The organism is Lutibacter holmesii (assembly GCF_042679665.1).
GTDB lineage: Bacteria > Bacteroidota > Bacteroidia > Flavobacteriales > Flavobacteriaceae > Lutibacter > Lutibacter holmesii.
Genome location: NZ_JBHTMV010000003.1, coordinates 949406 through 970316, shown reverse-complemented (window position 1 = coordinate 970316; position 20911 = coordinate 949406). Strand labels below are relative to the sequence as shown.

34 protein-coding genes are annotated in these 20911 nt (G+C 32.6%); all 34 read right to left on the bottom strand.

Features of this window, described 5'->3' with window-relative positions:
• Positions 1 to 62: 62 nt before the first annotated feature.
• A complete protein-coding gene (locus tag ACFQ5N_RS07070; RefSeq protein ID WP_386808784.1) occupies positions 63 to 1349 on the bottom strand; it encodes a citrate synthase in 1287 nt (428 codons plus the stop codon).
• A gap of 179 nt (positions 1350 to 1528) precedes the next feature.
• Positions 1529 to 2815 carry a phosphopyruvate hydratase gene (eno, locus tag ACFQ5N_RS07065; RefSeq protein WP_386808783.1) on the bottom strand — a complete coding sequence of 429 codons (1287 nt, stop codon included), beginning with the start codon at positions 2813 to 2815 and terminating at the stop codon, positions 1529 to 1531.
• 150 nt (positions 2816 to 2965) lie between these two features.
• On the bottom strand, positions 2966 to 4072 hold the full coding sequence (gene carA / locus ACFQ5N_RS07060; protein WP_386808782.1) for a glutamine-hydrolyzing carbamoyl-phosphate synthase small subunit: 1107 nt from the start codon (positions 4070 to 4072) through the stop codon (positions 2966 to 2968).
• A 111-nt stretch (positions 4073 to 4183) separates the two neighbouring features.
• Complete coding sequence (rplQ, locus tag ACFQ5N_RS07055; RefSeq protein ID WP_386808781.1) at positions 4184 to 4651, bottom strand: 50S ribosomal protein L17; 468 nt, start codon at positions 4649 to 4651, stop codon at positions 4184 to 4186.
• Positions 4652 to 4689: 38 nt separating this feature from the next.
• Entirely contained in the window at positions 4690 to 5682 is a 993-nt protein-coding gene (locus ACFQ5N_RS07050; RefSeq protein WP_386808780.1) for a DNA-directed RNA polymerase subunit alpha, read from the bottom strand.
• Positions 5683 to 5704: 22 nt separating this feature from the next.
• A complete protein-coding gene (rpsD, locus tag ACFQ5N_RS07045; protein WP_386808779.1) occupies positions 5705 to 6310 on the bottom strand; it encodes a 30S ribosomal protein S4 in 606 nt (201 codons plus the stop codon).
• An 82-nt stretch (positions 6311 to 6392) separates the two neighbouring features.
• Positions 6393 to 6776: a 30S ribosomal protein S11 gene (rpsK, locus tag ACFQ5N_RS07040; RefSeq protein WP_089380836.1), complete on the bottom strand. Its 384-nt coding sequence runs from the start codon at positions 6774 to 6776 to the stop codon at positions 6393 to 6395.
• 108 nt (positions 6777 to 6884) lie between these two features.
• Positions 6885 to 7259 (bottom strand): 30S ribosomal protein S13, encoded by a 375-nt coding sequence (gene rpsM / locus ACFQ5N_RS07035; RefSeq protein ID WP_386808778.1) that lies wholly within the window; start codon positions 7257 to 7259, stop codon positions 6885 to 6887.
• A gap of 2 nt (positions 7260 to 7261) precedes the next feature.
• Positions 7262 to 7378 carry a type B 50S ribosomal protein L36 gene (ykgO, locus tag ACFQ5N_RS07030; protein ID WP_081932050.1) on the bottom strand — a complete coding sequence of 39 codons (117 nt, stop codon included), beginning with the start codon at positions 7376 to 7378 and terminating at the stop codon, positions 7262 to 7264.
• A gap of 11 nt (positions 7379 to 7389) precedes the next feature.
• Positions 7390 to 7605 carry a translation initiation factor IF-1 gene (gene infA / locus ACFQ5N_RS07025; RefSeq protein WP_068206835.1) on the bottom strand — a complete coding sequence of 72 codons (216 nt, stop codon included), beginning with the start codon at positions 7603 to 7605 and terminating at the stop codon, positions 7390 to 7392.
• Positions 7605 to 8942, bottom strand: a complete 1338-nt coding sequence (gene secY, locus ACFQ5N_RS07020; RefSeq protein WP_386808777.1) for a preprotein translocase subunit SecY — start codon at positions 8940 to 8942, stop codon at positions 7605 to 7607. The genes infA and secY overlap by 1 nt, the downstream gene beginning before the upstream one ends.
• Positions 8943 to 8952: 10 nt before the next feature.
• Positions 8953 to 9405 carry a 50S ribosomal protein L15 gene (gene rplO, locus ACFQ5N_RS07015; RefSeq protein ID WP_386808776.1) on the bottom strand — a complete coding sequence of 151 codons (453 nt, stop codon included), beginning with the start codon at positions 9403 to 9405 and terminating at the stop codon, positions 8953 to 8955.
• A gap of 13 nt (positions 9406 to 9418) precedes the next feature.
• Positions 9419 to 9601: a 50S ribosomal protein L30 gene (rpmD, locus tag ACFQ5N_RS07010; RefSeq protein WP_089380840.1), complete on the bottom strand. Its 183-nt coding sequence runs from the start codon at positions 9599 to 9601 to the stop codon at positions 9419 to 9421.
• 11 nt (positions 9602 to 9612) lie between these two features.
• Positions 9613 to 10137, bottom strand: a complete 525-nt coding sequence (rpsE, locus tag ACFQ5N_RS07005; RefSeq protein WP_089380841.1) for a 30S ribosomal protein S5 — start codon at positions 10135 to 10137, stop codon at positions 9613 to 9615.
• A gap of 6 nt (positions 10138 to 10143) precedes the next feature.
• The gene (gene rplR / locus ACFQ5N_RS07000; RefSeq protein WP_386808775.1) at positions 10144 to 10497 is read right to left on the bottom strand and encodes a 50S ribosomal protein L18; all 354 of its coding nucleotides are present in this window, start codon (positions 10495 to 10497) and stop codon (positions 10144 to 10146) included.
• A 14-nt stretch (positions 10498 to 10511) separates the two neighbouring features.
• Positions 10512 to 11057 carry a 50S ribosomal protein L6 gene (rplF, locus tag ACFQ5N_RS06995; protein ID WP_386808774.1) on the bottom strand — a complete coding sequence of 182 codons (546 nt, stop codon included), beginning with the start codon at positions 11055 to 11057 and terminating at the stop codon, positions 10512 to 10514.
• An 18-nt stretch (positions 11058 to 11075) separates the two neighbouring features.
• Positions 11076 to 11474: a 30S ribosomal protein S8 gene (rpsH, locus tag ACFQ5N_RS06990; RefSeq protein ID WP_386808773.1), complete on the bottom strand. Its 399-nt coding sequence runs from the start codon at positions 11472 to 11474 to the stop codon at positions 11076 to 11078.
• A gap of 65 nt (positions 11475 to 11539) precedes the next feature.
• Positions 11540 to 11809 (bottom strand): 30S ribosomal protein S14, encoded by a 270-nt coding sequence (gene rpsN, locus ACFQ5N_RS06985; protein WP_089380845.1) that lies wholly within the window; start codon positions 11807 to 11809, stop codon positions 11540 to 11542.
• Positions 11810 to 11812: 3 nt separating this feature from the next.
• Complete coding sequence (rplE, locus tag ACFQ5N_RS06980; RefSeq protein WP_386808772.1) at positions 11813 to 12364, bottom strand: 50S ribosomal protein L5; 552 nt, start codon at positions 12362 to 12364, stop codon at positions 11813 to 11815.
• Positions 12365 to 12366: 2 nt separating this feature from the next.
• A complete protein-coding gene (gene rplX, locus ACFQ5N_RS06975) occupies positions 12367 to 12672 on the bottom strand; it encodes a 50S ribosomal protein L24 (RefSeq protein WP_386808771.1) in 306 nt (101 codons plus the stop codon).
• Between the two features lie 15 nt (positions 12673 to 12687).
• A complete protein-coding gene (gene rplN, locus ACFQ5N_RS06970; protein ID WP_386808770.1) occupies positions 12688 to 13059 on the bottom strand; it encodes a 50S ribosomal protein L14 in 372 nt (123 codons plus the stop codon).
• 2 nt (positions 13060 to 13061) lie between these two features.
• A complete protein-coding gene (gene rpsQ, locus ACFQ5N_RS06965) occupies positions 13062 to 13319 on the bottom strand; it encodes a 30S ribosomal protein S17 (RefSeq protein ID WP_386808769.1) in 258 nt (85 codons plus the stop codon).
• Between the two features lie 15 nt (positions 13320 to 13334).
• Entirely contained in the window at positions 13335 to 13526 is a 192-nt protein-coding gene (gene rpmC, locus ACFQ5N_RS06960; RefSeq protein WP_386808768.1) for a 50S ribosomal protein L29, read from the bottom strand.
• Positions 13527 to 13541: 15 nt separating this feature from the next.
• Positions 13542 to 13970, bottom strand: a complete 429-nt coding sequence (gene rplP, locus ACFQ5N_RS06955; protein ID WP_386808767.1) for a 50S ribosomal protein L16 — start codon at positions 13968 to 13970, stop codon at positions 13542 to 13544.
• 24 nt (positions 13971 to 13994) lie between these two features.
• The gene (rpsC, locus tag ACFQ5N_RS06950) at positions 13995 to 14723 is read right to left on the bottom strand and encodes a 30S ribosomal protein S3 (protein WP_386808766.1); all 729 of its coding nucleotides are present in this window, start codon (positions 14721 to 14723) and stop codon (positions 13995 to 13997) included.
• Between the two features lie 6 nt (positions 14724 to 14729).
• The gene (rplV, locus tag ACFQ5N_RS06945; RefSeq protein WP_386808765.1) at positions 14730 to 15140 is read right to left on the bottom strand and encodes a 50S ribosomal protein L22; all 411 of its coding nucleotides are present in this window, start codon (positions 15138 to 15140) and stop codon (positions 14730 to 14732) included.
• A gap of 6 nt (positions 15141 to 15146) precedes the next feature.
• Complete coding sequence (gene rpsS / locus ACFQ5N_RS06940) at positions 15147 to 15425, bottom strand: 30S ribosomal protein S19 (protein ID WP_386808764.1); 279 nt, start codon at positions 15423 to 15425, stop codon at positions 15147 to 15149.
• A gap of 10 nt (positions 15426 to 15435) precedes the next feature.
• Positions 15436 to 16260: a 50S ribosomal protein L2 gene (rplB, locus tag ACFQ5N_RS06935; RefSeq protein WP_386808763.1), complete on the bottom strand. Its 825-nt coding sequence runs from the start codon at positions 16258 to 16260 to the stop codon at positions 15436 to 15438.
• Positions 16261 to 16272: 12 nt separating this feature from the next.
• Entirely contained in the window at positions 16273 to 16563 is a 291-nt protein-coding gene (rplW, locus tag ACFQ5N_RS06930) for a 50S ribosomal protein L23 (protein WP_386808762.1), read from the bottom strand.
• An 11-nt stretch (positions 16564 to 16574) separates the two neighbouring features.
• Positions 16575 to 17204, bottom strand: coding sequence for a 50S ribosomal protein L4 (rplD, locus tag ACFQ5N_RS06925; protein ID WP_386808761.1), 630 nt, complete (start codon positions 17202 to 17204; stop codon positions 16575 to 16577).
• Positions 17204 to 17821, bottom strand: coding sequence for a 50S ribosomal protein L3 (gene rplC / locus ACFQ5N_RS06920; RefSeq protein ID WP_386808760.1), 618 nt, complete (start codon positions 17819 to 17821; stop codon positions 17204 to 17206). The genes rplD and rplC overlap by 1 nt, the downstream gene beginning before the upstream one ends.
• Positions 17822 to 17968: 147 nt before the next feature.
• Positions 17969 to 18274, bottom strand: coding sequence for a 30S ribosomal protein S10 (gene rpsJ, locus ACFQ5N_RS06915; protein WP_070237956.1), 306 nt, complete (start codon positions 18272 to 18274; stop codon positions 17969 to 17971).
• 17 nt (positions 18275 to 18291) lie between these two features.
• A complete protein-coding gene (fusA, locus tag ACFQ5N_RS06910) occupies positions 18292 to 20409 on the bottom strand; it encodes an elongation factor G (RefSeq protein ID WP_386808759.1) in 2118 nt (705 codons plus the stop codon).
• 2 nt (positions 20410 to 20411) lie between these two features.
• Positions 20412 to 20888, bottom strand: a complete 477-nt coding sequence (gene rpsG, locus ACFQ5N_RS06905; RefSeq protein WP_386808758.1) for a 30S ribosomal protein S7 — start codon at positions 20886 to 20888, stop codon at positions 20412 to 20414.
• Positions 20889 to 20911 lie beyond the last annotated feature (23 nt).

Sequence of the window (20911 nt, the reverse complement as noted above, 5' to 3'; positions counted from 1 at the left end):
TAACAAAACCCCATAAACTAATATGAGGTTTTATTATTATTTTAAAGTACTATTATACCATTTTATCTTTCTTCTTTCTCAATAAAAGGACGCCCTGTAGCACCAATATATAATTGTCTTGGTCTTCCAATTGGTTCTTTTCTCAACCTCATTTCTCTCCATTGTGCAATCCAACCTGGTAAACGACCTAATGCAAACATTACAGTAAACATTGGGATAGGAATACCTAGGGCTCTATAAATTATCCCTGAATAGAAATCAACGTTTGGATATAGGTTTCTAGATTTAAAGTATTCATCTTCTAGAGCTACAGTAGATAGACCTCTTGCAATGTCAAGAACTGGATCATCAATACCTAAATCAGCTAAAACTTCTTCTGCTGCAACTTTAATTATATTTGCTCTAGGGTCAAAGTTTTTATAAACTCTATGCCCAAATCCCATTAATCTAAATGGATCATTTTTATCTTTCGCTTTTGCTATATATTTTTCATATCCACCACCATCTTCTTTAATTTCTTCTAACATTTCAATTACAGCTTGGTTTGCACCACCATGTAATCTTCCCCATAAGGCTGAAATACCAGCAGAAATAGATGCAAATAAACCAGCATGAGATGAACCTGCAATTCTAACAGTTGATGTTGAACAATTTTGCTCGTGATCAGCGTGTAGTATTAATAACTTATCTAATGCTTTTATAATTACTGGGTTTGGTTTGTAAACCTCATTTGGTAAATCAAACATCATTTTCAAGAAGTTTTCTACATAACCTAAAGAATTATCTCCATATTCTAATGGTAAACCTTCTTCTTTTCTATATGCCCAAGAAGCTAAAACAGGTAATTTTGCATAAATTTTAACAATAGCATCATACATTTCTTCTGGAGAATCTACATCAACACTTTTTGGACTAAATGCCGTTAATGCACTAGTTAAAGCTGAAAGTACACCCATTGGATGTGCAGACTTTGGAAAACCATCTAAAATTTTCTTAATATCCTCATCAACTAATGATTGTTTTCTTATATCTGCTTTAAACTTAGCAAGTTCATCACAAGTAGGAAGCGCCCCAAAAATTAATAGGTAAGAAACTTCAACAAAATTAGATTTTTTAGCTAATTCTTCAATTGAATAGCCTCTATATCGTAAAATCCCTTTTTCTCCATCTAAAAATGTAATAGCACTTTCACAAGAACTCGTATTTTTAAAACCGGCATCTATGGTAGTTACTCCACCTGTTACCGCTCTTAATGTTGAAATATCAATAGAAAGTTCATTTTCAGAGCCTTCTAAAATAGGAAATTCATATTGCTTACCATCTATTTCTAATTTTGCTGTTTTAGACATATTATTATTCGTGATTAATTAGTTATTATTTTAGTTTACGTTAATAGCGAATTTAATGCTTTTTAGACTATTTTAAAAGTTTTTTAAATATTGTTTGGTAAATATGTATATATTGTTACAAACGCAAAAAAGCTGGGAAAATATCCCAGCTTTTTATAAATTCAATATGAATTAAAGAATTATATTTTGAATGCCTTAGCTTGAGGATAGTAAGCTACACTTCCTAATTCTTCTTCAATTCTTAATAATTGGTTATATTTTGCCATTCTATCAGAACGAGAGGCAGAACCTGTCTTAATTTGTCCACAATTTAATGCAACTGCTAAATCTGCAATTGTATTATCTTCTGTTTCTCCTGAACGGTGAGACATTACTGAAGTATATCCAGCATTGTGTGCCATATTTACAGCTGCAATAGTTTCAGTTAAAGTACCAATTTGGTTTACTTTAATTAAAATTGAGTTGGCGATACCATTCTCAATACCTTTTGCTAAACGCTCAACATTAGTTACAAATAAATCATCACCTACTAATTGAACTTTATCTCCAATTAATTCAGTTAAATATTTTGTACCATCCCAGTCATTTTCATCCATACCATCTTCAATAGAAATAATTGGGTATTTAGTAGCAAGTTCAGCTAAATATTCAGCTTGTTCTTTTGAACTTCTAATTACACCTTTATCTCCTTCAAATTTTGTATAGTCATAAACTCCATTTTCATAAAACTCAGCAGAAGCACAATCTAAAGCTAATTTTACTTCTTCACCTGGCTTGTATCCAGCATTTTCAATTGCTTTTAATACAGTTTCAATAGCATCTTCAGTACCATCAAAAGTTGGAGCAAATCCACCTTCATCACCTACAGCAGTACTTAAACCACGACCATGAATTAATGATTTTAAGTTATGGAAAATTTCAGATCCCATTTTAAGAGCTTCAGTAAAGTTCTTAGCTGCAATTGGCATAATCATAAACTCTTGAAAAGCAATAGGAGCATCAGAGTGAGATCCACCATTAATAATATTCATCATTGGAACTGGTAAAGTATTTGCACTTACACCACCAACGTAACGATATAATGGAATTTCTAATTCATTTGCTGCTGCTTTTGCAACTGCTAATGAAACTCCTAATATTGCGTTAGCACCTAATTTAGATTTATTTTTAGTTCCATCTAATTCGATCATAGTTTGATCAATTAAATTTTGCTCAAATACAGAAAAACCAACAAGTTCTTCAGCAATAATTTCATTTACATTTTTTACTGCTGTTAAAACTCCTTTTCCCATGTAATCACTTCCACCGTCACGTAATTCAACAGCTTCGTGCTCTCCAGTTGAAGCACCTGATGGTACAGCTGCTCTTCCTAACATTCCGTTTTCAGTTACAACATCAACTTCTACAGTTGGGTTTCCTCTTGAATCAAATATTTGACGTGCATGAACACTTAAAATCATACTCATATTTCTTGTTTTTTTATTGTTAATTTCTTTTGCAAAGTTACAAATAAAAAGATAAAAACATCTTTGTTCTAAAATCTTTTATACGATAACGTTTTCGCCTAATTATTGCTGAAAAAGTTATATAACTTCTTTAATTTCTGTTAATTAAATCTATTTTTTTACTTTTTTTATATTCTCTATAAATTGATCAAATAAATAAGCTGAATCATGTGGGCCTGGACTTGCTTCAGGGTGATATTGAACAGAAAAACAGTTTTTATTTTTCATACGCATTCCAGCTAAAGTATCATCATTTAAATGAATATGTGTAATTTCAAAATCACTATGATTTTCAACATCTTCTTTAGTTACAACAAACCCGTGATTTTGTGAAGTTACTTCACCTTTCCCTGTCAATAGATTTTTTACAGGATGGTTAATACCTCTATGACCATTATGCATTTTATATGTTGAAATACCATTAGCAAGTGCAATAATTTGGTGTCCTAAACAAATACCAAACAATGGTAAATCTCTTTTAATAATTTCCTTAGCTACTTGTTGAGCATCTTTTAACGGATTTGGATCTCCAGGACCATTTGACAAGAAGTATCCATCAGGATTAAAGGCTTCCAATTCTTCAAAACTTGAATTGTATGGAAATACTTTAATATAACAACCTCTATTTGCTAAATTTCTTAATATGTTCTTTTTAATACCAATATCAAGCGCTGAAATTTTAATTGGTGCATTTTCGTCTCCAAAAAAATAAGGTTCTTTGGTAGAAACTTTTGAAGCTAACTCCAATCCATTCATTTCAGGAGAACCTTTTAGTTGTTCTTTCAAAGATTCAATGTCAGTATCAGTAGAAATTACAGCATTCATAGCACCTTTATCTCTAATATAACTTACAACAGCTCGTGTATCAATATCTGAAATAGCTAATAAATTTTCTTTTTCAAAAAAGTTTTCAAGTGAGTCATCAGCCTTAACTCTAGAATAATTAAAACTAAAGTTTTTACATACTAAACCTGAAATTTTAATAGAATCAGACTCCATTTCTTCAGAATTTACACCATAATTACCAATATGCGCATTGGTGGTTAACATTAATTGACCAAAATAAGAAGGATCTGTAAATACTTCTTGATACCCAGTCATACCGGTATTATAACAAATTTCTCCAAATGCCGTTCCATCTGTACCAACAGATTTTCCCTCAAAAATTGTTCCATCGGCTAAAAGTAAAATTGCTTTTTTACGTTGTGAATATTTCATAAACTAAATTGTAATTTGTTATTCTTTTTTAATTTCCAAATATAAAAAAAAGGATAAACTAAAAATAGTTTATCCTTTTATGTTATTAACGAATTATCATCAATTCTAATCTTATTTCTCTTCAGAAGACTCTTGAGTTTCAACAACAGGTGTTTCAACTTTTTTAGCCTTACCCCTACGAGTAGATTTCTTTTTCTTTTGACCTTTAGGGTTATAAATTGTATTATAATCAACTAACTCAACCATTGCCATAGGAGCATTATCCCCTTGACGGTTTCCTAATTTAATAATACGAATATATCCTCCTGGTCTATCAGCTACTTTTACAGAAATTTCTTTGAATAATTCTGTAACAGCATATTTATTTCTTAAATAACTAAAAACAACTCTACGATTGTGCGTAGTATCATTTTTAGATTTAGTAATTAAAGGCTCAACAAACTGACGAAGAGCTTTCGCTTTTGCAACAGTTGTATTAATACGCTTGTGCTCAATTAGTGAACAAGCCATATTAGCAAACATTGCTTTTCTGTGCGCTGTTTGTCTTCCTAAATGATTAAATTTCTTTCCGTGTCTCATCTCTCTTTATATCTTATCTTAAATAAAGTTTCCTTTAATTAATCTTTGTCTAATTTATATTTACTTAAATCCATACCAAAGTTTAAACCTTTATTGTGAACTAATTCATCTAATTCAGTTAAAGATTTTTTACCGAAATTACGGAACTTCATCAAGTCGTTTTTATTGAACGATACTAAATCACCTAAAGTATCAACCTCTGCAGCTTTTAAACAATTAAGTGCTCTTACAGATAAATCCATATCCACTAATTTTGTTTTAAGTAATTGACGCATATGTAAAGATTCTTCATCATATGTTTCAGTTTGTGCAATTTCATCAGCCTCTAAAGTAATACGCTCATCAGAGAATAACATAAAGTGGTGAATTAAAATTTTTGCTGCTTCAGTTAAAGCATCTTTAGGAGCAATAGATCCGTCAGTAGTAATATCAAACACTAATTTTTCATAATCAGTTTTTTGTTCTACACGGAAATTTTCAACAGCATATTTTACATTCTTAATAGGTGTAAAAATTGAATCTGTAAAAATCGTTCCTAAAGCAACTCCAGACTTTTTATTTTCTTCAGCCGGTACAAATCCTCTACCTTTTTCAATTGTAATTTCAAAATCTAAAGTAACAGATTTTTCCATATTACAAATTACTAGGTCGTGATTTAACACTTGAAAACCTGAAATATATTTTTGTAAATCTCCAGCAGTTAATTGTTCTTGGTTAGAAATAGAAATATTAACTGTTTCTCTATCTGAATCTTCAATTTGTTTTTTAAAACGTACTTGTTTTAAATTCAAAATAATTTCAGTAACATCTTCAACAACACCTTTTACAGTAGAAAATTCATGATCTATACCTTCAATACGAAGTGACGTTATTGCAAACCCACCTAATGATGATAATAATACTCTTCTCAAAGCATTACCAACAGTTAAACCAAATCCTGGTTCTAACGGTCTAAATTCGAATCTACCTTCAAAATCAGTAGAATCAATCATTATCACTTTATCGGGCTTTTGAAAATTTAAAATTGCCATAATTGAATTGGTATCTTTAAAATTATTTAGAGTATAACTCTACGATTAATTGTTCCTTGATATTTTCAGGAATTTGAAGTCTTTCTGGAACACTTACAAAATTACCTTGTTTAGTATCTGCATTCCAAGTAAGCCATTCATATACTTCAGATCTATTAGCTAAAGCAGCTTCAATTGCAACTAAAGATTTAGATTTTTCTCTAACAGCTACAACATCACCAGCTTTTAAAGAATATGAAGGAATATTTAAAATTTCGCCATTTACAGTGATGTGACGGTGAGATACTAATTGACGAGCAGCACTACGAGAAGTAGCAATACCTAATCTGTAAACCACGTTATCTAATCTAGACTCACATAATTGTAATAAAATTTCACCTGTAACTCCTGTAGAAGAAGAAGCTTTTTTAAATAAGTTAGAGAATTGTTTCTCTAAAATACCATACGTATATTTTGCTTTTTGCTTTTCAGCTAATTGCATTGCGTATTCAGATTTTTTACCTCTACGTCTGTTGTTTCCGTGTTGTCCTGGAGGGTAATTTCTTTTTTCAAAAGATTTGTCTTCTCCGAAAATTGCTTCACCAAATTTACGAGCAATTTTTGTTTTTGGTCCTGTATATCTTGCCATTTTGTTTTATTAATGGTAGGGATTATGAATTAAGGCTAAATCCTTCGATAATCTAAATTCCTACCGGTTAAAATTTATTTAATTATACTCTTCTTCTTTTTGGAGGTCTACAACCGTTATGTGGCATAGGTGTAACATCAATAATTTCTGAAACTTCAATTCCTAAGTTGTGAATTGAACGTATTGCAGATTCTCTTCCGTTACCTGGTCCTTTAACATAAACCTTTACTTTTCTCATTCCTGCTTCGTGTGCAACTCTTGCACAATCTTCTGCAGCTAATTGAGCAGCATAAGGAGTGTTCTTTTTTGAACCTCTAAAACCCATTTTCCCAGCTGATGACCAAGAAATTACATCTCCTTTTTTATTTGTTAGAGATATAATAATATTGTTAAATGAAGCTGTGATATGAGCTTCACCAACTGCCTCAACAATAACTTTACGTTTTTTTGTACTTGCTTTCGCCATATTATTTAGTTTTTAGTTGTTAGTTTTTAGTTGTTAGAATCCTAAACATTTCTATTTCAAACAGATTCATCTAACTTCTAATTACTAGGTGACTAACGCCTATTATTATTATTTAGTTGCTTTTTTCTTGTTAGCAACAGTTTTACGTTTACCTTTTCTAGTTCTAGAATTGTTCTTAGTTCTTTGACCTCTTAAAGGTAACCCAGTTCTATGACGAATTCCACGGTAACATCCAATATCCATTAAACGTTTAATGCTTAATTGAATTTCTGAACGTAATTCACCTTCAATTGTAAACTCACCAACTTGCTCACGAATAGAGTGAATTTCTTCATCACTCCAATCTTGTACTTTTGTACTTTCGTCAACTTTTGCTGCAACTAAAATTTCTTTAGCTCTACTTTTTCCAATTCCAAAAATATATGTTAACGCAATAACACCTCTTTTATTTTTAGGAATATCAATACCTGCTATTCTTGCCATAATTATCCTTGTCTTTGTTTAAATCTAGGATTCTTTTTATTGATTACATATAATCTGCCTTTTCTACGCACAATCTTGCACTCGGCACTTCTCTTTTTTACTGATGTTCTAACTTTCATCCGTTTATACTTTAATATCTATAAGTAATTCTTGCTTTTGTTAAATCATATGGACTCATTTCCAGTTTCACTTTATCACCAGGTAATAATTTAATATAATGCATACGCATTTTACCTGAGATATGAGCTGTTACTATATGTCCATTTTCCAACTCTACACGAAACATTGCATTAGACAACGCTTCTGTAATAGTTCCGTCTTGTTGTATTGCTGGTTGTTTTGCCATTATGCTACTGATTTTCTTTTAGTACCCTTTTTCATTAATCCATCATAATGACGGTTTAATAAATGAGAGTTAATTTGTTGTATTGTATCTATTGCAACACCAACCATAATTAGCAATGATGTTCCACCATAAAATAAAGCCCAAGACTGTGTCAATCCAAATTTAATAACTATAGCAGGCAAAATTGCTACTAAAGCTAAAAATAAAGATCCTGGGAATGTAATTAAAGATAAAATTCTATCTAATAAATCTCCCGTGTCTTTTCCAGGTCTTATACCAGGTATAAAACCACCACTTCTTTTTAAATCATCTGCCATTTTATTGGTAGGTATAGTAATTGCGGTGTAAAAATAACTAAAAATTATGATTAAAAACGCAAATAATAAATTATACCACAATCCAAACATATTTGTAAACTCAATTCCTATTGCTTTTACAGTATTATTATCTGAACTAGCTAATAAAGCTGGAGCAAACATAATAGCTTGAGCAAATATAATTGGCATTACACCAGATGAATTTAATTTTAAAGGAATATAATCTCTTGCACCTGAAGCAACATTTTTAATGTTACCAGCAACAGTTTTTCTAGCATACTGAACTGGAATTCTACGAACAGCAGTTACAAGATATACACAAACTAAAATTACAACAAACCATAAAATCACTTCAATTAAAATCATTATCATTCCTCCATTTGAAGCAGTAACTTTAGATACAACCTCTTGAATAAATGATGCTGGAAAACGAGCAATAATACCAATCATAATTAATAATGAAATACCATTTCCTATTCCTTTATCAGTAATTTTTTCTCCAAGCCACATTGCAAAAATGGTACCTGCTGTTAAAATTACCATTGAAGTAATCCAAAACATACTTCCACTAATATAGAAAGCAGATGAAGGAATTAATTGGTAAATATTAGTAATATATGCTGGTCCTTGAATCATTGTAATAGCAATGGTTAACCAACGTGTAATTTGATTTATTTTCTTTCTACCGCTTTCACCGTCTTTTTGAAGTTTTTGTAAATATGGTACAGCTATTCCCATTAATTGCACAACAATAGATGCAGAAATATAAGGCATAATCCCTAAAGCAACAACTGAAGCTTTAGCAAATGCACCTCCTGTAAACATATCTAAAATACTCAAAATTCCTCCACCACTAGTTTGACCTTTTAAAGCTGCCTGAGCAACATTAATATCAATTCCAGGAAGTGGAACTTGAGCTGCAAAACGATAAATAGCCATAAATCCAAGTGTCAATAAGATCTTATTTCTAAGTTCTTCAATTGTCCAAATATCTTTAATGGTTTGTATGAAATTTTTCATCTAAAATAAATTATAACGTTTCAGCTGTACCGCCAGCATTTTCAATTGCAGCTTTTGCAGTTGCAGTAAATTTATGAACTGTTACATTCAATTTTGCTGTTAACTCACCACCACCTAGTATTTTTACTAATTCGTGTTTACGAGCTAAACGATTTTCAACTAAAACATCAAATGTTACTGTATCAGTAATTTTGTTGTTATCAACTAATTCTTGTAATTTATGTAAGTTTATACCAACATATTCCTTACGGTTCATATTAGTAAAACCAAACTTAGGTACACGTCTTTGTAAAGGCATTTGACCTCCTTCAAAACCAACTTTTCTAGAATAACCAGAACGAGACTTCGCTCCTTTATGTCCTCTTGTTGCAGTTCCACCTTTTCCAGATCCCTGACCTCTACCAATACGCTTACCTTGCGTTTTAACCGATCCTCTAGCAGGTTTTAAGTTATTTAATGTCATCTTATATAAAATGTTATTTAACTTCTTCTACAGAAATTAAGTGTTTAACTGTATTTACCATTCCAAGGATAGACGGAGTAGCCTCATGTTCCACAACTTGATTTAACTTACGTAAACCAAGAGCCTCCAAAGTTCTTTTTTGGTTCTGTGGACGTCTAATTTGACTTTTTACTTGTGTTACTTTTATTTTTGCCATTGCTCCTTGTTTTATCCTTTAAATACTTTTTCTAAAGAAATTCCTCTTTCCTTAGCAATCATACTAGCACTACGTAATTGTAATAAAGCATCAAAAGTTGCTTTTACAACATTGTGAGGGTTTGATGATCCTTGAGACTTTGAAAGTACATCATGTACACCAACTGAATCAAGTACCGCACGTACCGCACCACCTGCAATAACTCCTGTACCGTGTGAAGCTGGTTTTAAAAACACTTTTGCTCCACCAAATTTACCTTTTTGTTCATGAGGTAAAGTTTGTTTTATAATAGGAATTCTAACTAAATTTTTCTTTGCATCTTCAATTGCTTTTGCAATTGCTGAAGCTACATCTTTAGATTTACCTAATCCGTGACCAACAACACCATTTCCATCTCCAACAACAACAATTGCTGAAAATCCAAATGCTCTACCCCCTTTTGTTACTTTAGTAACTCTTTGTACACCAACTAAGTGATCTTGAAGTTCTAACCCACTAGGCTTAACTCTTTCTACGTTTTTGTATTTATGATACATAATTTACTAAAATTTTAAACCTGCTTCTCTTGCAGCTTCTGCTAGAGCTTTTACTCTACCGTGATACAAAAATCCATTTCTATCAAATGATACATTTTCTAAACCAGCTTTTTGTGCTTTTTCAGCGATAGCTTTACCTACTGCTTTAGCAACTTCTGTTTTTGAACCTGTAGCTTCAATATCTTTATCTCTAGATGAAACAGCAACTAATGTAGTTCCTGCGTTATCATCTACTAATTGAGCATACATTTCTTTGTTACTTCTAAAAACCGATAATCTTGGTTTTGTAGCTGTTCCAAATACAATTTTTCTAATTCTATGCTTAATTCTAACTCTTCTTTCAAGCTTTGATAATGCCATAATACTATATATTATTATGCAGATTTACCTGCTTTTCTTCTTAATTCTTCTCCTACAAACTTAACTCCCTTTCCTTTATAAGGCTCTGGCTTACGCATAGAACGAATCTTAGCGGCAACAGCTCCTACAAGTTGTTTATCAAATGAAGTTAATTTTACAATTGGATTCTTTCCTTTTTCAGAAATTGTTTCTACTTTAACTTCAGGAGCTACAGATAGTACAATATTATGAGAGAAACCTAAAGCTAAGTCTAAAACTTGACCTTGGTTACTTGCTCTATATCCTACCCCAACTAATTCTAGTTCTTTAGTCCATCCTTTAGAAACACCATTAATCATATTATTAATTAAAGATCTGTACAAACCATGTTTTGCTCTATGTGGTTTGCTTTCAGAAGGGCGCTCAACAATAATGCTTCCTTCTTCAACTTTAACAGTAATACCATCAGTTAATTCTTGAGTTAGTTCTCCTAACTTTCCTTTTACAGTTACTACATTCCCATTAATTTCGAATGTAACACCCTCTGGCAATGTAATTGGATTTTTTCCTATTCTTGACATAATTCGTTTAATTCTTAATTAATATACGTAACATAAAACTTCACCTCCAACATGCTCTTCACGAGCTTGTTTGTTAGTCATTACACCTCTAGATGTAGAGACTATAGCAATACCTAAACCGTTTAATACACGTGGCATATCATTTGCCCCAACATATTTACGTAATCCAGGTGTACTAATACGTTGTAATTTTTTAATTACTGACGCTTTAGTTGCTTTGTCATACTTTAAAGCTATTTTAATAGTTCCTTGAACACCAGCATCATCAAATTTATAACTTAAAATATAACCTTGATCAAATAAGATCTTAGTAATTTCTTTAGTGATTTTTGAAGCAGGAATTTCAACTACTCTATGGCTTGCCATAATGGCATTTCTAACTCTTGTTAGATAATCTGCGATTGGATCTGTAATCATTTTTTTTAATTTTCGGTCTTGGTTTTCGATTTACACTACATCGAACCTGAAACCAGTTTAAATTTTTACCAACTTGCTTTACGAATTCCAGGGATCAAACCTTGATTTGCCATTTCACGGAATGTTACACGAGAAATACCAAACTGTCTCATATACCCTTTAGGTCTTCCTGTTAATTTACAACGGTTGTGTAAACGAACTGGTGATGCATTTTTTGGTAGTTTTTGTAATGCTTCATAATCTCCAGCTTCTTTTAAAGCTTTACGTTTTTCAGCATACTTGTCTACTAATTTTTGTCTTTTAACCTCACGGGCTTTCATTGATTCTTTAGCCATTCCTTAATTCTTTTTAAATGGTAAACCTAATTCCGTTAATAATGATTTTGCTTCTTTATCAGTACCAGCTGAAGTTACAAAAGTAATATCCATACCTCCAATTTTGTTTACTTTATCAATATCAATTTCTGGGAAAATGATTTGTTCAGTAATACCTAAATTGTAATTTCCTCTACCGTCAAAACCATTTGCTTTGATACCGTTAAAATCTCTTACACGAGGTAATGATGCTGTTACCAATCTATCTAAAAATTCATACATTTTTGTACCACGTAAAGTAACTTTAGCTCCAATAGCTACTCCTTTACGTAATTTAAAAGCTGCAACATCTTTTTTAGATATTGTTGATATAGCTTGTTGACCACTAATTGTAGTTAATTCATCAACTGCATAATCAATTAATTTCTTATCAGCTACGGCTGCACCAACTCCTTTACTAATTACAATTTTTTGTAATTTAGGAACTTGCATTACATTTTTGTAGCTAAATTCTTCAGTAAGAGCTTTAATAACTCTATTCTTATACTCTTCTTTAAGTCTTGGTATATAAGCCATAATTAAATTGCTTTATCAGATTTTTTTGAGAACCTAACTTTTTTGTCTCCTTCCATTCTATAACCAACTTTTACTGCTTCACCATTTTCTAGCAACATTAAGTTAGAAATATCAATAGGAGCTTCCTTTTTTACAATTCCTCCTTGAGGATTTTGTGCGCTAGGTTTTGTATGTTTAGATATCATATTGACACCTTCAACAATTGCTCTGTTCTTATTTAGAAAAATACTAATAATTTTTCCTTCTTCACCTTTATGGTCACCTGCCATTACTCTAACAGTATCTCCTGATTTTATCTTTAATTTCATCTCTAAATTAATTTATTAAAGCACTTCAGGTGCTAATGATACAATTTTCATAAATTGTTTTTCACGAAGTTCTCTAGCAACTGGTCCAAAAACACGAGTTCCTTTCATGTCTTCAGAATCAGCATTTAACAATACACAAGCATTGTCATCAAAACGAATATAAGATCCGTCTTTTCTTCTAATTTCTTTCTTCGTTCTAACAACTACCGCTCTAGAAACTTGACCTTTTTTAACTGTCCCGTTTGGAGTAGCGTCTTTAATTGCTACTACAATCTTATCTCCTATTGAAGCATAACGTTTTTTAGTTCCTCCTAAAACGCGAATTACTAAAACTTCTTTAGCTCCAGTATTATCTGCTACTCTTAATCTTGATTCTGTTTGTAACATAATTATTTAGCTCTTTCTAGGATTTCTACTAATCTCCAACGTTTTGATTTACTCATTGGACGAGTTTCCATTATTCTAACAGTATCTCCAATATTGCAATCATTTGTCTCATCGTGTGCAACATACTTTTTTGTGCTTAACACGAATTTTCCGTACATAGGGTGTTTCATTTTTTTAACCTCAGCAACTACAATAGATTTCTCCATTTTGTTGCTAGAAACTACACCTATTCTCTCTTTTCTAAGATTTCTTTTTTCCATCTTTACTGAATACAATTATTGTACTTCTCTTTTTGTTAATTCTGTAGCTAAACGTGCTACAGTTCTTCTAATTGCTCTCAATTGCATTGGAGTTTCCAATGGTGAAATTGAATGAGCCAGTTTTAGATCAGTATAACTCTTTTTAAAACTTCCAAGCTTTTCTTGTAACTCTTCCGTTGATAATTCTATAATTTCAGATTGTTTCATTTTCTTAATCGGTTATTAAGCGTTATCAAAATCTCTAGCCACAACAAACTTTGTTCTCACAGGAAGTTTTTGTGCTGCTAAACGTAAAGCTTCTTTTGCAACGTGCGCTGGTACACCACCTACTTCAAACATAATTCTACCAGGTTTCACAACTGCTACGAAATATTCAGGAGCACCTTTACCTTTACCCATACGTACTTCTAATGGCTTTTTAGTAATAGGCTTGTCTGGAAAAATTTTAATCCATAATTGACCTTCTCTTTTCATATGACGTGTTGCTGCAATACGAGCTGCCTCAATTTGTCTTGAAGTAAGTAGGTTTTGATCTAAAGATTTAATTCCAAACGTTCCATTCGATAACTGGTGTCCTCTATGAGAATTTCCAGTCATATTCCCTTTCGCCTTCTGTACTTTACGATATTTAACTCTCTTTGGCTGTAACATTTTTAATTTCTAAATTTTAAAAATTTATTTTCTTCTACGATTTTGTGGTCTTTTTGAGTTACCTCCTCTATCATTGCCACCCTTTCCTTGTTTTTTAGAAAGACCAACTAGTGGTGATAATTCTCTTTTACCATAAACCTCGCCTTTCATAATCCATACTTTCACACCTAAGCGTCCGTATGTAGTATGAGCCTCAACAAGTGCATAATCAATATCAGCTCTAAAAGTAGAAAGAGGAATTCTACCTTCTTTGTAATGCTCAGAACGTGCCATCTCAGCTCCGTTTAAACGACCTGAAATTTGAACTTTAATACCTTCAGCATTCATACGCATAGTTGCAGCAATTGCCATTTTAATAGCTCTTCTGTATGAGATTCTATTCTCAATTTGACGAGCAATACTAGCAGCTACTAAACGTGCGTCTAATTCTGGACGTTTAATTTCAAAAATGTTGATCTGAACTTCTTTACCTGTAATTTTCTTAAGCTCTTCTTTTAACTTGTCTACCTCTTGTCCACCTTTCCCGATAATAATACCTGGTCTAGCAGTAGTGATAGTAACGGTTACAAGTCTAAGCGTACGCTCAATAATTACTGATGAAACACTTGCTTTAGATAATCTAGCATGAATATACCTTCTTATCTTATCATCTTCAGCAATTTTATCTCCGTAGTTTTTTCCACCGTACCAGTTAGATTCCCATCCTCTGATAATTCCTAAACGATTTCCTATTGGATTTGTTTTTTGTCCCATTTCTACTTATGATTGATTGCTAACGTTTTTACTTCCTAAGATTAAAGTCACGTGATTAGAGCGTTTTCTAATTCTGTGTGCACGACCTTGTGGTGCTGGTCTTAATCTTTTTAACATACTTGCGCTGTCTACAAAAATTTCTTTTACATATAAACCAGCGTCCTCAATATTAGTGTCCTCATTTTTTGCTTGCCAATTTGCAATGGCACTCAATAATAATTTCTCTAAATTAACTGATGCTTCTTTCACATTAAATTTTAAGATTTGTAAAGCTTTTTCAACTTCAACTCCTCTTACTAAGTCTGCTACTAAACGCATTTTTCTTGGTGACGTAGGACAACCAGTAAGTTTAGCGAAAGCAATTTGCTTTTTCTCTTCTTTAATCTGTTGTGCTCTTAATTTTTTTCGAACTCCCATGACCTACTATTTTTTTCCTTTATTTTTTGCACCAGCGTGTCCTCTATATGAACGTGTTGGTGAAAATTCTCCAAACTTATGACCTACCATATTTTCAGTTACATATACTGGTACGAATTGACGACCGTTATGAACAGCAATAGTTTGCCCTACACTATCTGGCGTAATCATAGAGGCTCTAGACCACGTTTTGATTACCGATTTCTTTCCTGATTCTATATTGCCTTGTATTTTTTTCTCTAAACTAAGAGAAACAAAAGGTCCTTTTTTTAATGAACGTGCCATATTATATCAATTATTTTTTTCTACGTTCTATAATATACTTATTACTCGCTTTGGTCTTAGATCTTGTCTTGAATCCTTTTGCAGGAATACCATTTCTAGATCTTGGATGACCACCGGCAGATTTTCCTTCACCACCACCCATTGGATGATCAACTGGATTCATAACCACTGGTCTAGTTCTTGGTCTTCTTCCTAACCAACGACTTCTACCAGCTTTACCTGACACTAATAATTGATGATCTGAATTAGACACCACACCAACTGTAGCAGCACAAGTAACAAGAATTAATCTTGTTTCACCTGATGGCAACTTAACAGTAGCGTATTTCCCCTCTCTTGCCATTAATTGCGCAAATGAACCTGCACTACGAGCCATAACAGCTCCTTGTCCAGGGTGCAATTCAATACAAGAAATTGTAGTTCCTAAAGGAATCTCACTTAATAACATAGTATTTCCAACATCAGGAGTTGCTCCTTTACCAGAAATTACTGTTTGTCCAACTTTTAAACCACTTTGAGCAATGATGTATCTTTTCTCACCATCAACATAATTTAGCAATGCTATAAATGCTGTACGGTTTGGATCATACTCAATTGTTTTAACTGTTGCAGGAATACCATTCTTATCTCTTTTAAAATCGATAATACGATATTGTTTTTTATGACCACCACCTAAGTAGCGCATTGTCATTCTACCTGAATTGTTTCGACCTCCAGATCTTTTTTTCGAAGCAAGTAAACTTTTCTCCGGCTTATCAGTAGTGATGGTGTCGAACCCATTTACTACTCTAAAACGCTGACCTGGTGTTATTGGTTTTAATTTTCTAACTGACATTTTTATCTTTTCTTAGATATTGCTGTAAAAATCAATATTTTCTCCATCTGCTAACTGAACTATTGCTTTTTTATAAGCCCCCTTCATAGCTTGTACAATTCCATTTTTGGTGTACTTTGTATTTCTTTGAACAGGATAATTCATAGTTCTAACACTCTCAATTGTAACACCATAAGCTTTTTCTACAGCATTTTTAATTTCAACTTTGTTAGCTTTTTTGTTTACAACAAACGCATAACGATTATATAATTCGCTATCATTTGTCGCTTTTTCCGTTATAATAGGTTTTATTAAAATATTCATATCTGTGTGACCTATTTACTTAAATTTGATTCAATTCCCTCTAAAGATCCTTCAGAAAGGATTACTTTGTTTGCATTCAACAATTCGTAAGTACTTAAACCAGTGTTAATTACGGTTTTAGCTCTTTTTAAATTGCGCGATGACAAATATACATTATTATTTGACTCAGCCAACACAAATAACGTTTTTTTACTTTCTAAGCCAAATGCGCCTAAAACAGCAGTAAAGTTTTTTGTTTTTGGAGTATCAAAATCAAAATTTTCAACAACAATAATATTGTTCTCTTTTGCTTGAATACTTAAAGCTGATCTACGAGCTAATCTTTTCAAATTTTTGTTTAATTTAAAAGAGTGATCTTGTGGTCTAGGACCAAAAATACGACCACCACCTCTAAATACAGGAGATTTAATACTACCTGCACGAGCGGTACCAGTACCTTTTTGCTTTTTAATTTTTCTAGTACTACCAGAAATTTCAGCACGCTCTTTAGATTTGCTAGTTCCTTGTCTTTTATTAGCCAAAAACTGTTTTACATCTAAGTAAACAGCGTGATCATTTGGCTCAATTCCAAATACAGCATCAGAAAGTTCAACTGTTCTTCCTGTATCTTTTCCTTGTATGTCTAAAACTGATACTTTCATTATTTTTGAATAATTACATAAGCGTTTTTATGACCAGGAATTGCTCCCTTAACCACAAGTAGATTCTTTTCAGCAACCACTTTTAAAACTCTTAAATTTTGAACTGTTACATTTTTACCACCCATTCTTCCTGCCATACGCATTCCTTTGAATACTCTAGCTGGATAAGATGCGGCACCAATTGATCCTGGAGCTCTTAAACGGTTATGTTGACCGTGAGTAGCTTGACCTACACCGGCAAAGCCGTGACGTTTTACAACACCTTGAAAACCTTTACCTTTAGATGTTGCTGATACATCAACAAATTCACCTTCAGTAAATAATTCAACATTTAACAAATCTCCTAATTTGTACTCCTCATCAAAACCTTGAAACTCAACAACTTTTCTTTTGGCAGTGGTCCCTGCTTTTTTAAAGTGACCATCTAAAGCTTTATTAGAGCTTTTTGCCTTTTTGTCATCGAAACCAAGTTGAAGGGCGCTATACCCGTCTACTTCTTCGGTTCTGACTTGGGTAACTACGCATGGACCCGCTTCAATTACTGTACACGGAATATTTTTTCCGCTTTCATCGAATAAGCTGGTCATTCCGATTTTTCTTCCTATTAACCCAGACATTTCTATTTAATTTAATTATTAATTTATTTTTATTTCAAAAAAACAGGGTTGAAAATAATTCAACCCTGAATTTATTTTCTTTCCGTTTTTCCTTCGTCAATCGCTCCGGACATGTTATTGAAAGTCTCCTTTCAACATTTAAAGTACTTAAACTTTAATTTCTACCTCAACTCCGCTTGGTAATTCTAACTTCATTAAAGCATCAATAGTTTTTGAAGATGAACTATAAATGTCTAATAATCTTTTGTAAGAACTTAATTGGAATTGCTCACGAGATTTTTTATTTACGTGTGGAGAACGTAATACTGTAAAAATCTTTTTATGAGTTGGTAATGGAATTGGTCCGTTTACAACTGCTCCCGTATTTTTTACCGTTTTAACGATTTTCTCAGCAGATTTATCTACTAAATTGTAATCGTACGATTTTAATTTTATTCTAATTTTTTGACTCATCGTTTCTAATTTAGAGATTAACCTTTTGCTTTTGCGATAACTTCTTCAGCAATATTGCTTGGAGTTGCTTCATAATGTGAAAATTCCATTGATGATGTAGCTCTACCAGAAGATAACGTTCTTAAAGTAGTTACATAACCAAACATTTCAGATAAAGGTACCGTTGCTTTTACAACTTTTGCTCCCGCTCTGTCATCCATTGCGTTTACTTGACCTCTTCTTCTATTTAAATCTCCAACAATATCACCCATGTTTTCTTCAGGTGTTACAACATCAATTTTCATAATTGGCTCTAAAATTACAGCTTTAGCAGCTTTAGCAGCAGCTTTATACCCTAATTTAGCGGCTAATTCAAAAGAAAGTTGATCTGAATCCACTGCGTGGAAAGAACCATCATATAAAGTAACCTTCATACTGTCCATCTCAAATCCAGCTAAAGGACCATCTTTCATGGCTGCTTTAAATCCTTTTTCTACAGAAGGAACAAATTCTTTTGGTACATTACCACCTTTAATTTCATTTACGAAAATTAAACCAGTTTCACCTTCAGCAACAGGCTCCATAATAAATTTGATATCAGCAAATTTACCACGTCCCCCAGATTGTTTCTTGTATACCTCACGATGATCTGCTTTAGCTGTAATAGCTTCTTTGTACTCAACCTGTGGCTGACCTTCGTTAACTTCTACTTTAAATTCACGCTTTAAACGATCAACAATAATCTCTAAGTGTAATTCACCCATTCCTGAGATAATTGTTTGACCTGAAGCCTCATCAGTTTTAGCTGTAAATGTAGGATCTTCTTCAGATAACTTAGATAAAGCCATTCCTAATTTATCTACATCAGCCTTTGTTTTAGGCTCTACGGCAATACCAATTACAGGATCAGGGAAATCCATAGATTCTAATACAATTGGGTGTTTTTCATCACACATTGTATCTCCAGTTCTAATATCTTTAAAACCTACACCTGCTCCAATATCACCAGCTTCAATATATTCAATAGCATTTTGCTTGTTTGAATGCATTTGGTAAATACGAGAAATACGTTCTTTTTTACCTGAACGACTATTTAACACATAAGAACCTGCATCTAAACGACCAGAATATGCTCTAAAGAATGCTAAACGACCAACAAAAGGATCAGTTGCAATTTTAAATGCTAAAGCTGCAAATGGATCTTTAACTGATGGCTTACGTAATTCTTCTTCTTCAGTATTTGGGTTTGTACCAACAACACCTTCTTTATCAGTTGGTGAAGGCAAATAACGACAAACAGCATCTAATAAGAACTGAACACCTTTATTTTTAAACGCAGAACCACAAACCATAGGAATGATAGACATATCCATTACAGCAGCACGAAGCGCAGCGTGCACTTCTTCTTCAGTAATAGAATCTTCATCTTCCATATATTTTTCTAAAAGAGCTTCGTCATACGCAGCTACTTCTTCAATAAGTTTTCCACGTAATTCTTTAGCTTCTTCTTTTAAGTCTTCAGGAATATCAACAACATCAAAAGTAGATCCCATAGTATGATCGTGAAAAATAATTGCACGGTTCTTTACTAAATCTACAATTCCTTTAAATTGATCTTCATCTCCAATGTTAATAACAATAGGCACTGCATTAGAACCTAACATTTCTTTAACTTGAGTACAAACATCTAAAAAGTTTGCTCCTTGACGGTCCATTTTATTAACAAAACCAATTCTTGGAACTTTATAGTTATCAGCTAATCTCCAGTTAGTTTCTGATTGTGGCTCAACACCATCAACAGCACTAAATAAGAAAACTAAACCATCTAAAACTCTTAATGAACGATTCACCTCAACTGTAAAATCAACGTGACCCGGTGTATCAATAATATTAAAGTGGTAACCTTTAGCTTCTTTTGTAGGAACTCCATTCTCAGTTGGAAACTGCCATTCACAAGTTGTAGCAGCAGAAGTAATTGTAATACCTCTTTCTTGCTCTTGCTCCATCCAGTCCATTGTTGCAGCACCATCGTGTACTTCACCAATTTTATGTGAAACACCTGTATAATAAAGAATACGCTCAGTACATGTAGTTTTACCTGCATCAATATGAGCAGCAATTCCAATATTTCTTGTATATTTTAAATCTCTAGCCATTATTAAAATCTTAGATGAGAGAATGCTTTATTTGCATCAGCCATTTTATGAACATCAATTCTTTTCTTAACCGCAGCACCTTCTTCTTTTGCAGCAGCTAACACTTCAGCAGCTAAACGCTGAGCCATTGATTTTTCGTTACGTTTTCTTGAATAAGAAATTAACCATTTAATAGCAATAGACACCTTACGGTCAGGTCTAATTTGCGATGGAATTTGAAATGTTGCACCACCAACTCTACGGCTACGAACCTCAACTTGTGGCATTACGTTACTTAACGCATCTTTCCAAATTTCTAATGATGTTTTCTCTTCGTCTTGTTTCTTTGCTTCTACAATGTCTAACGCATCGTAAAAAACTTTAAAAGCTACAGATTTTTTACCATCCCACATTAAGTTATTCACAAAACGTGTTACTAACTGATCGTTAAATTTTGGATCCGGTAAAAGAACTCTTTTTTTCGCCTTTCTTTTTCTCATGTCTTTACATTAAAGTTTTTTAA